General features: G+C 72.9%; 14 protein-coding genes. 7 read left to right on the top strand and 7 right to left on the bottom strand.

The features are described 5' to 3' along the window. Positions 1 to 13: 13 nt before the first annotated feature. From K7862_RS11950 to K7862_RS11965, 4 genes are all read right to left on the bottom strand, one after another. Entirely contained in the window at positions 14 to 967 is a 954-nt protein-coding gene (locus K7862_RS11950; protein ID WP_222962475.1) for a cytochrome c oxidase assembly protein, read from the bottom strand. Between the two features lie 98 nt (positions 968 to 1,065). Continuing rightward, entirely contained in the window at positions 1,066 to 2,091 is a 1,026-nt protein-coding gene (locus tag K7862_RS11955) for a 6-phosphofructokinase (protein ID WP_222962476.1), read from the bottom strand. A gap of 194 nt (positions 2,092 to 2,285) precedes the next feature. Beyond that, complete coding sequence (locus tag K7862_RS11960) at positions 2,286 to 3,014, bottom strand: type 1 glutamine amidotransferase (protein WP_222962477.1); 729 nt, start codon at positions 3,012 to 3,014, stop codon at positions 2,286 to 2,288. Positions 3,015 to 3,058: 44 nt separating this feature from the next. After that, complete coding sequence (locus K7862_RS11965) at positions 3,059 to 4,297, bottom strand: MurT ligase domain-containing protein (protein ID WP_222962478.1); 1,239 nt, start codon at positions 4,295 to 4,297, stop codon at positions 3,059 to 3,061. Positions 4,298 to 4,465: 168 nt separating this feature from the next. Between K7862_RS11965 and def the strand changes: the two genes are divergently transcribed. Beyond that, complete coding sequence (gene def, locus K7862_RS11970; RefSeq protein WP_222962479.1) at positions 4,466 to 5,011, top strand: peptide deformylase; 546 nt, start codon at positions 4,466 to 4,468, stop codon at positions 5,009 to 5,011. Here def and K7862_RS11975 read toward each other — a convergent pair. Then, complete coding sequence (locus K7862_RS11975; RefSeq protein ID WP_222962480.1) at positions 5,008 to 5,655, bottom strand: TetR/AcrR family transcriptional regulator; 648 nt, start codon at positions 5,653 to 5,655, stop codon at positions 5,008 to 5,010. The genes def and K7862_RS11975 overlap by 4 nt on opposite strands. Positions 5,656 to 5,804: 149 nt before the next feature. Here K7862_RS11975 and K7862_RS11980 point away from each other — a divergent pair, with 149 nt between their 5' ends. Beyond that, a complete protein-coding gene (locus tag K7862_RS11980; protein ID WP_222962481.1) occupies positions 5,805 to 7,037 on the top strand; it encodes an acyl-CoA dehydrogenase family protein in 1,233 nt (410 codons plus the stop codon). A gap of 78 nt (positions 7,038 to 7,115) precedes the next feature. Here the strand turns inward: K7862_RS11980 and K7862_RS11985 are convergent, their stop codons facing one another. Next, positions 7,116 to 7,259 (bottom strand): hypothetical protein, encoded by a 144-nt coding sequence (locus K7862_RS11985; protein ID WP_222962482.1) that lies wholly within the window; start codon positions 7,257 to 7,259, stop codon positions 7,116 to 7,118. Positions 7,260 to 7,403: 144 nt separating this feature from the next. Here K7862_RS11985 and K7862_RS37475 point away from each other — a divergent pair, with 144 nt between their 5' ends. Together K7862_RS37475 and K7862_RS11990 are read left to right on the top strand one after the other, a co-directional pair. After that, positions 7,404 to 7,532: a hypothetical protein gene (locus K7862_RS37475; protein WP_262412995.1), complete on the top strand. Its 129-nt coding sequence runs from the start codon at positions 7,404 to 7,406 to the stop codon at positions 7,530 to 7,532. Positions 7,533 to 7,629: 97 nt separating this feature from the next. After that, on the top strand, positions 7,630 to 8,235 hold the full coding sequence (locus tag K7862_RS11990) for a winged helix-turn-helix domain-containing protein (protein ID WP_222962483.1): 606 nt from the start codon (positions 7,630 to 7,632) through the stop codon (positions 8,233 to 8,235). A gap of 43 nt (positions 8,236 to 8,278) precedes the next feature. Here the strand turns inward: K7862_RS11990 and K7862_RS11995 are convergent, their stop codons facing one another. Beyond that, complete coding sequence (locus K7862_RS11995) at positions 8,279 to 8,689, bottom strand: universal stress protein (protein WP_222962523.1); 411 nt, start codon at positions 8,687 to 8,689, stop codon at positions 8,279 to 8,281. A 280-nt stretch (positions 8,690 to 8,969) separates the two neighbouring features. Here K7862_RS11995 and K7862_RS12000 point away from each other — a divergent pair, with 280 nt between their 5' ends. The 3 genes from K7862_RS12000 to K7862_RS12010 all read left to right on the top strand — a co-directional run bounded on the left by K7862_RS12000 (position 8,970) and on the right by K7862_RS12010 (position 11,264). Beyond that, positions 8,970 to 9,563 carry an SRPBCC family protein gene (locus tag K7862_RS12000; RefSeq protein WP_222962484.1) on the top strand — a complete coding sequence of 198 codons (594 nt, stop codon included), beginning with the start codon at positions 8,970 to 8,972 and terminating at the stop codon, positions 9,561 to 9,563. Between the two features lie 228 nt (positions 9,564 to 9,791). Beyond that, a complete protein-coding gene (locus K7862_RS12005) occupies positions 9,792 to 10,358 on the top strand; it encodes a GNAT family N-acetyltransferase (protein ID WP_222962485.1) in 567 nt (188 codons plus the stop codon). Between the two features lie 216 nt (positions 10,359 to 10,574). Further along, complete coding sequence (locus K7862_RS12010) at positions 10,575 to 11,264, top strand: L,D-transpeptidase family protein (RefSeq protein WP_222962524.1); 690 nt, start codon at positions 10,575 to 10,577, stop codon at positions 11,262 to 11,264. The last annotated feature ends 322 nt before the right edge of the window (positions 11,265 to 11,586 follow it).

The raw sequence follows: 11,586 nt of genomic DNA on the forward strand, positions 1-11,586 counted from the left end.
CAGGCCCCTTCCGTCAGCCGCGGCCGCGCGCCTCCAGCGAAGCCAGATAGGCGTTGTAGGCCACGAGTTCCGCGTCCCCGTCGCGGTCCGCGGCCCGGTCCTTGCGACGGGCCTGCCGCTGCTCGGAGGTGTACCACTGGAAGAGCAGCGCCACCAGCACGATGACGGACGGGATCTCGCTGAACGCCCACGCGATGCCGCCCGCCGCGGTCTGGTCGCTCAGTGGATCGATGCCCAGCGACGCCGCCGGGTGCTTGAACGTCGAGACCATCGGCTCGCTCGCCATCATCAGGGCGATGCCGAAGAACGCGTGGAACGGCATCCCGGCGAACAGCTCCAGCATGCGCATCACATAGCCGGGCCGGTGCGGCCCCGGGTCCACGCCCATGATCGGCCAGAAGAACACCAGGCCCACCGCGAGGAAGTGGATCATCATCGCGATGTGCCCGGCCCGGTTGCCCATCAGGCTGTCGAACAGCGACGTGAAGTACAGCGCGTACAGGCTCGCGATGAACAGCGGGATGGTGAACGCCGGGTGCGTGATGATCCGCATGTAGCGGCTGTGCAGCAGCTTCACCAGCAGCTCGCGCGGTCCGGTCCTGCCGCGGCGCGCGGTGGGCAGCGCCCGCAGCGCCAGCGTCACCGGCGCCCCCAGCAGCAGTAGTATCGGGGACAGCATGCTGAGGATCATGTGCTGGATCATGTGCACGCTGAACATGACCATGCCGTAGTCGTTCAGCTTGGTGCACATCGTCACGCCGACCGTCAGCACGCCCAGCGCGAAGGCGATCGTGCGGCCCACCGGCCAGCGGTCGCCGCGCCGGCGCAGCCGGACGACGCCCCAGCCGTACAGCACGAGCAGCAGCGCGCATGCCACGAGGAAGAACGGGTCACCGCCGAAGGCGAGCCCCCGGCCCAGAGTGAACGGCGGCAAGTCCATGTGCATGCCGTGCCCGCCGTGATCCATCTGTCACTCCTTCGACCGTTGTGCCCGAACCAGGGTAGAACCGCCCCCGGCCGCGGCTGCGGCCGGGGGCGGTTCGGCGAGCGGGGACGGTCAGACGCTCACAGCACGCACTCGGCCTCGGTGTAGCGCTCGGCCGGGACCGTCTTGAGGTGCTCCACGGCCTCGGCCAGCGGGACGAGGGTGATGTCGGTGCCGCGCAGCGCGGTCATCATGCCGAAGCGGTCGTTGTGCACCGCCTCGACGGCGTGCCAGCCGAAGCGGGTGGCGAGCACCCGGTCGTACGCCGTCGGCGTGCCGCCGCGCTGGACGTGACCGAGGATCACCGGGCGGGCCTCCTTGCCCAGGCGCTCCTCCAGTTCCACGGAGAGCTGGTTGGCCACACCGGTGAAGCGCTCGTGGCCGTAGATGTCGGTCGCGCCGGAGGTGAAGTCCATCGTGCCCTCACGCGGCTTGGCGCCCTCGGAGACCACCACGATCGCGAACTTCTTGCCCGCCTCGAAGCGCTCGCCGACCACCCGGGCCAGCTCGGTCACGTCGAACGGCCGCTCCGGCACCAGGATCGCGTGGGCGCCGGCGGCCATGCCCGAGTGCAGCGCGATCCACCCGGTGTGCCGGCCCATGACCTCCACGATCAGCACCCGCTGGTGCGACTCGGCGGTGGTCTTCAGCCGGTCCAGCGCCTCGGTGGCGACCATCACGGCGGTGTCGAAGCCGAAGGTGACGTCGGTGGAGGCGATGTCGTTGTCGATGGTCTTGGGCACGCCCACGATCGGCAGGCCGGCGTCCGACAGCAGCCGGGCCGCCTTCAGGGTGCCCTCACCGCCGATCGGGATGATCGCGTCCAGTCCCAGGTCCGCCACGTGCCCCTTGGCCCGCTCCACGCCGCCGCGCAGATGCGCGGGCTGCACCCGGGACGAGCCGAGGATCGTCCCGCCGCGGGCCAGGATGCCGCTCACCGCGTCGAGGTCGAGCTTGCGGTAGTCGCACTCGAGCAGACCCTTCCACCCGTCGTGGAAACCGATCACCTCGTCACCGTGGTCCACCACGGCGCGGTGCACCACGGACCGGATGACGGCGTTGAGCCCGGGGCAGTCGCCGCCGCTGGTCAGCACACCAATACGCATTGCTCTCGCTACTCCCGCACATCGACCGGACGGCCGGACCCCGTCGTCCGGATGGAACGCGGCAAGCTTACCGAGCCCGCCGCGCGCGCCTCCACGGCGACCGCAGTGCGGACACCCGGCGATCGCCCGAACACCGGTCGACGGGCGTCCGTCGGGCTCCGGTCCGTCCGGTGAACTCCCTGGCCCGCCGGGTTTCAGGCGGGCTGCACCGCGGCGGCGATCCGCTCGGCCCGCAGCGCGTCGTACCACTGGTCGTCGACCGGCGGGAGGGCGTTCACGTCCAGGGCCAGCTTGATGAGCATGTCCGCGATGTGCGGGTTGCGGGCCATCACGGGACCGTGCATGTACGTGCCGAACACCGTGTCGTTGTAGGCGCCCTCGGTGCCGTCCCCGGTCCCGTTGCCCTTGCCGACCCGCAGCCGGGCCAGCGGGCGGGCGGTGGCGCCGAGATGGGTGACGCCCTGGTGGTTCTCGAAGCCGGTCAGCGGGGGGAGCCCCAGCTGCGGGTCGATGTCGGCCAGCACGTCGCCCACACAGCGCTCGCCCTCGCCGCGCACGCTCACCACGTCGAGCAGACCCAGGCCCGGCTCGGGTCGGCCGAGGTCGTTGACGAACTCGTGGCCGAGGATCTGGTAGCCCGCGCACACAGAGAAGACGATCGCGCCGTTGGCCACCGCGCGGTTCAGTCCGCCGTCGCGGCGCAGCCGCTCGGCCGCGAGCCGCTGCGGGCGGTCCTCGCCGCCGCCGATGAGGTAGATGTCACCCGAGGTGGGGATCGGCTGGTCGGAGCGGACGTCGACCCGGGAGACGGGCACCCGCCGCTGCAGCGCGCGGCGCTCGACCACCAGCGCGTTGCCCTGGTCGCCGTAGGTGCTCAGCAGGTCGGGGTAGACCCACACCAGGCGGAGGCTGGAATCAGTCATGCGTGCTTCTCCTTGTCGGGTGCCGGCACGGGTCGGGCGGCGGGTCAGTTGCCGACCTTGCGGCGCAGGTCCTGGAAGGCGGTGTAGTTGGCGATCGACTCGATCCGGCCGGGGGGCGCGGAGCGCACCGCCTCGTCCAGGTCGGAGCACACCAGGAACTGCAGGCCGGCGACCTCCAGACGCACCGCGAGGTCCATCTTGCGGTCGCCGATGACCAGGATCGGGTGCCCGGCCAGCCGGGTGTAGTCCACGTCCCACAGCCAGGAGGTGTCCGTGCCGTCGGCCCCGCGCGCGTTGACCGACAGGATCACCGGCGTCGGCGGCCGGTCGATGAGGGAGAACGTCTCCAGCCAGCCGGCCGGGTTCTTCGCCAGCAGCAGCCGCAGCTCGCGCTCCTGGTAGGTGACCACGTCGTAACGGCCCGCCACCGCTTGGACCTTGTACATCCGTTCCAGCGCGATCTTCGGGTCGACCCCGAAGGCCGCCGCCGCGGCGGCCGAGACGGCCGCGTTCGACCGGTTGGCCCGGCCCGGGAGCTGGAGGTGGATCGGCCAGGCGACGCCGTACGGGTCGATGACGTGGTCCTCGGACAGCGCCCAGGTCGGCGTCGGGCGGCGGAAACCGCACTCGGCGCAGTACCAGTCCTCCGAGGGCCGCTGCAGGACGCCGCCACAGGACGGGCAGGACCAGGCGTCGTCCTTCCACTCCTGGCCGGCCGCAACCCACACCACCGTCGGGCTGGACGAGGCCGCCCAGACGATCAGCGGGTCGTCGGCGTTGGCGATGACGATCGCCTCGACGCCGGCCAGGCCCTCGCGCCACTTCTCGGCGAGCATCCGGGTCTCGGCCGCGCGGTCGAGCTGGTCGCGGGAGAGGTTGAGCAGCGCGATGGCCTTGGGCGCGACGTCGCGGGCCACCGTCGCCAGGTACTTCTCGTCCACCTCGATGACGCCGTAGCGCGCCTCGGAGCCGCCGGCCAGCGCCGAGGTGATCCCGGCGGGCATGTTGGCGCCGAGCGCGTTCGAGACCACCTGGCCGTTGGCCCGCAGCGCCTCGGCGAGCAGCCGGGTGGTGGTGGTCTTGCCGTTCGTCGCCGAGACCAGGACGACATCGAGGTGCCGTGCGAGCCGGGCGAGGAGGTCGGGGTCGAACCGGAGCGCGACCTTGCCGCCGATCACCGATCCGCTGCCGCGGCCCGCCACACGCGACACCGCCGCCGCGGCCCTGCCCGCCGTCACGGCCAGCTTGGCACGCGGCGACAGCGGCTCAGAGTTGCCTGCCATCGTCTGTCTTCCTCCTCGACTCCCGGCCGCGCCACTGCCCTGGCGGGGCCGGACCTCCGCTCCCTGGACCGCCTGCGCGGCCTGCGGGTTCCGGTCGCCGCTCAGCCTATCGAGTCCGGGCACCCTCCCCGCACCTCGCCGCCCCGCCCAGCCCCTACGCTGAACCCCATGCGACGCGGCACCATCCCCGGCAGCACCGGCACCGTCCACCCCTTGCGGCTGCTCGGCGACCCCGTTCTGCACGAGCCCTGCGAGGAGGCGACGGAGTTCGGCGCACCGCTGCTGCGGCTGGTGGAGGACATGTTCGCCTCGATGTACGCGGCCGGGGGAGTGGGTCTGGCGGCCAACCAGATCGGGGTCCCGCTGCGGGTCCTCGTCCACGACTGCCCGGACGACGACGACGTCCGCCATCTCGGCCATCTGGTGAACCCGCGCCTGGTGAGCCTGGGCGGGGTGGAGGTCACCGGTCCCGAGGGCTGCCTGTCGCTGCCCGGCGTGGAGGCCGGCACCCGCCGCTTCGACGAGACGGTGCTGGAGGGAGTGGACGCCATGGGGAACCCGGTCACCGTCAGCGGGACCGGCTTCTTCGCCCGCTGCCTGCAGCACGAGTACGACCACCTGCGGGGCACGGTCTACACCGACCGGCTGCGCGGTCTGCGGCGGCGCCGGGCGCTGCGCGCGGCCCGCCGGGCGGACCGGCCCGGGGAACGCTAGAAGCCCTGGCTGCCCGCGCGGTCGTCGACGGCCCCCAGCCGGCCCCACAGCACGTCGGCCAGCATGCGCACCAACTGGTCGCGCGAGCAGGGGCGTTCGCCCAGCCACCAGTCCCCGGCGGCGTACATCATGCCGACGATGCCGTGGCCCCAGACGCGGGCGACCAGCGGTCCGTCCGGGCCGAGGTCGAGTCGTTCGGCGATCACCTCGCCGAGGTCCTCGCCCATCCGCCGCAGCAGCGGGGCGGAGTGGCGCCCGACGTCGAAGCCCTTCTCGCCGTCGGCGGCGGGCGTCTCGGCCGGGTGCATCAGGAACCGGTACACCTGCGGGCGGGTCTCGATCGCCGAGAGGTAGGCGTGCAGGGTCGCCTCCACCCGGTCCCGCCGGTCGCCCGGCGAGTCCAGCGCAGCGCGCAGGGTGGCGAGCAGGGCGTCGGTGTGACGGCGGGCGAGCGCCCGGTACAGGCCGCTCTTGTCCCCGAAGTGCCGGTACAGGATGGGCTTGGTGATCCCGGCCTCGGCGGCGATCGCGTTCATGGACGCCTCGGGCCCGTCCCGCAGCACCACCCGCTCGGCCGCCTCGAGCAGCTCGTGCCGCCGCCGTTCGGTGGCCGTCCGCTGGTCCTCGCGCTGGCCGGTCTCCACCGGGCCTCCCCAGATTGTTCGATTGCCGCTGGTCTGCGCAACGTAACACCCCGGCGGGTCCTGTTCGTCCGTCAAGGGGGGAGTTGACATTCCTTACCGACCGGTAACAGACTGCTGTTACCGCTAGTAACCAGCACGTGGAGGGGACGATGGGCGAGTTCACGCTCGAACTCAACGAGGACCAGGAGTCCGTGCGCGAGTGGATCCACGGCTTCGCCGCGGACGTCATGCGCCCGGCCGCCGCCGAGTGGGACGAACGTGAGGAGACCCCCTGGCCGATCATCCAGGAGGCGGCCAAGATCGGACTGTACTCCCTGGACTTCTACGCGCAGCAGTTCTTCGACCCCACCGGTCTCGGCATCCCGATGACCATGGAGGAGCTGTTCTGGGGCGACGCGGGCATCGCCCTGTCCATCGTCGGCACCGGCCTGGCCGCCGTCGGCGTGCTGGCCAACGGCACCGAGGAGCAGATCGGCACCTGGGTCCCGCAGATGTACGGCGACGCCGGCGACGTCAAGGTCGCGGCCTTCTGCTCCTCCGAGCCGGACGCCGGCTCCGACGTCGGCGCCATGCGCACCCGCGCGGTCTACGACGAGGCCACCGACGAGTGGGTGATCAACGGCACCAAGACGTGGGCCACCAACGGCGGCATCGCCAACGTCCACGTCGTCGTCGCGGTCGTCGACCCCGAGCTCGGCACCCGGGGCCACGCCTCGTTCATCGTCCCGCCCGGCACGCCGGGGCTCTCCCAGGGCCAGAAGTTCAAGAAGCACGGCATCCGGGCCTCGCACACCGCCGAGGTCGTGCTGGACGGCGTGCGGGTCCCCGGCGACTGCCTGCTCGGCGGCAAGGAGAAGCTCGACGAGCGGCTCGCCCGGGCGCGGGAGCGGGCCAGGAGCGGGGAGAGCGGCGAGCGCGGGAAGAACGCCGCGATGGCCACCTTCGAGGCGTCCCGCCCCGCGGTCGGCGCGATGGCCGTCGGCACCGCGCGCGCCGCCTACGAGTACGCCCTCGAATACGCCACCGGGCGCGAGCAGTTCGGCCGCCCGATCATCGACAATCAAGGCGTGGCGTTCCAGCTCGCCGACATGCGCACCCAGATCGACGCGGCCCGGCTGCTGGTGTGGCGGGCGTCCTGGATGGCGACCGCGGGCCGGCCGTTCACCTCGGCCGAGGGTTCGATGTCCAAGCTGTTCGCCAGCGAGACCGCCAAGAAGGTCACCGCGCAGGCCATCCAGATCCTGGGCGGCAACGGCTACACCCGGGAGTACCCGGTCGAGCGCATGCACCGGGACAGCGCGATCTACACGATCTTCGAGGGCACCAGCGAGATCCAGCGCCTGGTCATCGCCCGGACCCTGTCCGGGCTGCCGATCCGCTGACCCGGGCGGATCCTGCGGTACACGACAGGGGCGGCGCGCCTGCGCCGCCCCTGTCGTGTACCCGCCGGAGCGGAGAGCTCAGTCCTTCTTGCCGTAGCCGCGCAGCAGGAACCACGCGAGCAGCACGACACCGACCACCGACCCCACGAGGACGGTCCGCATCACCGGGCCCGGCCCGGCCGAGTTGTCGATCGCGAGGTTCATCAGGTGGTGGATCTGCATGGGGGGCTCCTTCATTCGGCGGTTCAGCCTACGCCCGGCCCCGCCCCGCACCGCGGACCGGGTGGGTGCGGCGTGACCGCGGCCACGTCACCGGCTGTGCCGACCCCTCACGCCCCGCCCGCCCGGTCTGGTTCAATGGTGCGCATGGCCAGCACTACTGACACCGGGACAGGTCGCCTCGACCTCGAGCCCTTCTGGCCGTCCCGGCAGGAGCACCACTTCGACCGCTGGTGTCGCCGCGCGATCCCCGCGCGGACCCGCCTGTCACGCTGACCGCCCGCAGCCCCCCGGCTGCCGCGTCACCGCCATCGGCACCCCGGTCCCGCGCAAGACGGAGTCCCACGACCCTTCGCGCGAAAGAGCCGAACCCATGTCGAACGTGTCCTCCATTCCGCCCCTGCCCGCCACCACCGCCTCCGCGTCCGCGGCGCCCGCCCAGGCGGCCCAGGCCGCCCGCCAGCACCTGCGCGCGGTACGCGCCGGCGAGGCGCCTCCCGCCCCCGACTTCCTGCCGCCCGGCGCCACCTGGATGCCCGCGCCGGGGCACGTGCTGTCCGCCGTCTCCGGCGGCACCCCGATGGTCGGCTATCTGGTCCTGGTCCCCGCCGAACAGGGCGCGGACCCCTCCGCCGTCCCGCCCGGGCCCGGTCCGGCCACCGCGCAGGACCCCGCCGCCGCGCCGCTGCGCGTCGACGGTGAGCGCCGTACCGCGGAGGTGGACGGCCGGGCGCTGGAACTCACCTACCTCGAGTTCGAGTTGCTGGCCCATCTGGTGGCCCACCCGCACCGCGTGCACTCCCGCGACCATCTCGTCAGCACGGTGTGGGGATACGGCCACATCGGCGACGGCCGCACGGTGGATGTTCACATCGCCCGGCTGCGCCGCAAACTCGGCGCGGAACACCGCGGGAGCATCGTGACCGTGCGCCGGGTGGGCTACAAGTACGCCCCCGCCACGGGCACCGCCGGGGACTAGCTCCGGGGGAGTGCGCCGCGGCGGCGGCCGGCGGCCGGACGGGTCACGGGACGACCGTGACCGGCCACCGCCCGGTCTTCACCAGGCGGACGGCGACCGAGCCGACCAGCCGGTGCCCGGCGCGCTCCGAGGCCCCCACCACCACCGCGTCCGCGGTGAGCTGGTCGGCGGCCGTCGCCAGCCCGTTGTACGGGTCGCCGCGGAAGGTGTGGAACTCCCAGCGCACGTGAAAGGTGTCGCGCACCCGCTCGACGGACTTCCTTATCTCGGCCAGCAACTGCTCGGCGACCCCCGTCTCCGCCTCCGACACCGGGACGCCGAGGGCGGCGCCACCGGGCAGGTAGGGCTGCACATACACCAGAGCGAGGGTGGCGTTCTGGCGGCGCGCCAGGCCCGCCGCGTACGCGGCCGCACGCCAGGACGAATCACTGCCGTCGAGGCCGGCGACGATCATCTTCGGACCGTCCGTGCCGCGCTCGAACCGGGCGGGTACCTGCTGTTCCTCCACGCGGTCAGGCTATCGGCCCCGGGCCCGCGCCACCGCTCCCCGGACACGGAGCGTTCTCACCCGAATGGGCTCTTTGCCACGACATGTGACCTTTTGAGGGGCACGCTTTTCGAGAGGAGTGAAACAGGCGGCTCGCCGCCCGCCAGGCGCACGCACTGCCGAACCGGTCCTGCGCCCGAGCGGCACGCCGTCCACGCCGCTACCGGGGAGGTTTGTGATGCCGAGCGTGTCGACGAACGTGTTCGTGCAGAGGCCGGCCGCGGAGGTCTTCGACTTCCTGGCCGACGCCCGCAATCTCGCCCTCTGGAGCTCCGGTGTCGCGTCCGTGGACGCCACGTACGTCACTCCCGGCCCGCACGCGGTGTACCGCTACCGCTACCCCGGCCGCCACCGGCCGCACTCGCTGGTCTGCGCGGACTTCGAGCCGTGCCGGCGGATAGCGTTCCGCGGTCAGCGCATGTGGAGCCCGCTGGGCACCCAGGTGCCCCTGTACTCCTTCGACCTCCTGCCGCACGCCGACGGCACGCTCGTACGGCTCTCCGTCACCTCCTCGCTCACCGCCGCCCTGCTCTTCCTCGGACCGCTGGTGGCCATGGCCTGGCGGCGGGACCTGCCCACCGACGGCCGTAAGTTCTGCGACCTGCTGGACGGCGTGCTCACCCCCGCGGCGCCGCTGCCCGGCTCTCCCGCCGCGCCGCCCGCCGCGACCGCCCAGGGCGCCGCAGGGGAGGCGGCGGGAGCCCAGGGGGCGGGCGCCGTGCCCGCCGGGACCGCGGCCGGGAGCGGCGGCGCGCCCCATGGCTTCGACTACGCTCATTGAGTGTTAAACTAACAATGTGAGGCGGCGCCACGACGCCCCTCCCGCGATCTGCCCCGGCCCGGCCCCCCCGTCCTGGCCGGGGCTCTTCTTTTCCCGGCGTTCCTGGGTGTTCCCGGCCTTCCCCGCGCTTCCCGGCGCTCTCAGCGTTCCCCGGCCCTTGCCGGTCGCCGCTCGCCCGTGCCGCCGGACCCCCGGGCGTTGTCGGCCCCCCGGCGTACGGTGCGGAGCATGAACGCCACCGCGCCCGCCGGCACCCCCGTGACCGTCCGTCTCCGTCCCTGGTCGCCGGACGACCTGGAGCTGCTGCGCCGCACCAACGCGCCGGAGATGACCCGCTACCTCGGCGGGCCGGAGACCGAGGAGGCGCTCCTCGCCCGGCATGAGCGCTATCTGCGGATCGACGGCGACGCGGGCCGGATGTTCGCCGTGGTGCTGGACGGGACGGCCGAGGTCGCCGGTTCGATCGGCTTCTGGGCCCAGACCTGGCGGGACGAGCCGGTGTACGAGACCGGCTGGGGCGTGCTGCCGGAGTTCCAGGGGCGGGGCGTGGCCGTGGCCGCCGCCCGGGCCGTCGTCCGGGAGGCACGGAGCCGGGGGAGCCGGCGCCACCTGCACGCCTTCCCCAAGCTCGAACACGCCGCCTCCAACGCCGTGTGCCGCAAGGCCGGCTTCGTCCTGATGGGGGCGTGCGAATTCGAGTACCCGAAGGGCCATCCGATCAGGTCCAACGACTGGCGGTTCGACCTGGCCGCGGCGGAGGGCTCCCCGGCTGCCGCCTCTCCGGGGAACGGCTGAGTCCCGGGACACGCCCGGACCCCGGATGCCACGGAGCCGGGCCGGGCCGGCGCCCCGCGTGATAGATGTCGGCCTCAACGGGGACCGGCGGCCCGGCCGTGCCGTCCCCGGCGAGCGGCCCGGGCGACCGGCCCGGCGACCGGTTCCGACCCGCAGGAGGCGCCCGTGCTCACCGCCGTCCCCGTCGTCCCCGTCGCTCTCGCCTCGGCTGCCGCCATGACGCTGGCCCTGGCGCCCGGGCCGGGCCCCGTCCACCGGCCCGCCCCCGTCCGGCGGCCCGTCACGCTGCCGGTCACCTTGGCGGACACCGGCGGCGGCACCCAGCTCGTCACCGCGACGGCCGGCTCGCTGTCCGCCACCTCCGGGACGCTGAGCTGGTGGGCGAGGAGCGGCGCCGGGTGGCGGCTCGCCGGCAGCGCGCCGGCCCGCTTCGGCGCCCGGGGCCTCGCCGACGGCGCCACCCGCCGCCACAACACCGACACCACCCCGAGCGGCCTGTACGGGCTGCCCTTCGCCTTCGGCAACTCGGCCGCGCCCGCGGGCACCACGCTGCCCTACCGGCGCGTCACGCCCTCGTCCTGGTGGTGCGAGGACGTCAGGTCGGCCTCCTACAACCGCTGGGTGAGCCCGCTCCCCGCGGACTGCCGGGCGAGCGAGTCCGAGCACCTGGACCGGTACCCGGTGCAGTACGCGCACGCGATCGTCGTCGACTTCAACTACGGCACGCCGGTCAGGGGCCGCGGCGCCGGGATCTTCCTGCACGTGAACGGCAGCGGGGCGACGGCCGGTTGCGTGTCCGTCCCGGCCGCCGCGATGACCGCCCTCACCGCCTGGCTGAAACCCGCGGCGAAGCCGCACATCGCGATCGGCACGACAGGGGGAAGTACGGCGATCGCTCATTACTGAACGCCCGTCACCAGCACTCCGAAGGTAAAAACTTCACCAAGGGAGGCTGTGGGTCATACCGGCGCGATTCGCCGCCGGGCCGCGGGTCCGTACAGGTCAGGCGAAAGATCAGTTGGACGGGCGCCGTCGCGCGGTCCGGAAAAGCCCTTGCCGAGTCCTACTCGTCCTTGCTTGATCCGCCATGCCATGATGCGGGCCGGCCGCCTCCGTGATTCCCGCGGGCAAAACGGCCGCAATTCCGGCCACCGGCGACGCGCGGGACGGGGACCCGCCGACCGCCACCGGCCGCCACCGACGACGATCGGGACCTGTTGACCGACAA

The organism is Actinacidiphila acidipaludis (assembly GCF_019890725.1).
Classification (GTDB): domain Bacteria; phylum Actinomycetota; class Actinomycetes; order Streptomycetales; family Streptomycetaceae; genus Actinacidiphila; species Actinacidiphila acidipaludis.

What these genes read in the sequence shown, in the direction of transcription:
- K7862_RS11965 (WP_222962478.1), bottom strand. Translation starts at nt 4,297, where the DNA reads ATGGCAGGCAACTCTGAGCCGCTGTCGCCGCGTGCCAAGCTGGCCGTG.
- K7862_RS12005 (WP_222962485.1), top strand. Translation starts at nt 9,792, where the DNA reads ATGAACGCCACCGCGCCCGCCGGCACCCCCGTGACCGTCCGTCTCCGT.
- K7862_RS11980 (WP_222962481.1), top strand. Translation starts at nt 5,805, where the DNA reads ATGGGCGAGTTCACGCTCGAACTCAACGAGGACCAGGAGTCCGTGCGC.
- K7862_RS11955 (WP_222962476.1), bottom strand. Translation starts at nt 2,091, where the DNA reads ATGCGTATTGGTGTGCTGACCAGCGGCGGCGACTGCCCCGGGCTCAAC.
- K7862_RS12010 (WP_222962524.1), top strand. Translation starts at nt 10,575, where the DNA reads ATGACGCTGGCCCTGGCGCCCGGGCCGGGCCCCGTCCACCGGCCCGCC.
- def (WP_222962479.1), top strand. Translation starts at nt 4,466, where the DNA reads ATGCGACGCGGCACCATCCCCGGCAGCACCGGCACCGTCCACCCCTTG.
- K7862_RS11960 (WP_222962477.1), bottom strand. Translation starts at nt 3,014, where the DNA reads ATGACTGATTCCAGCCTCCGCCTGGTGTGGGTCTACCCCGACCTGCTG.
- K7862_RS11985 (WP_222962482.1), bottom strand. Translation starts at nt 7,259, where the DNA reads ATGCAGATCCACCACCTGATGAACCTCGCGATCGACAACTCGGCCGGG.
- K7862_RS11990 (WP_222962483.1), top strand. Translation starts at nt 7,630, where the DNA reads ATGTCGAACGTGTCCTCCATTCCGCCCCTGCCCGCCACCACCGCCTCC.
- K7862_RS11995 (WP_222962523.1), bottom strand. Translation starts at nt 8,689, where the DNA reads ATGATCGTCGCCGGCCTCGACGGCAGTGATTCGTCCTGGCGTGCGGCC.
- K7862_RS37475 (WP_262412995.1), top strand. Translation starts at nt 7,404, where the DNA reads ATGGCCAGCACTACTGACACCGGGACAGGTCGCCTCGACCTCGAGCCC.
- K7862_RS11950 (WP_222962475.1), bottom strand. Translation starts at nt 967, where the DNA reads ATGGATCACGGCGGGCACGGCATGCACATGGACTTGCCGCCGTTCACT.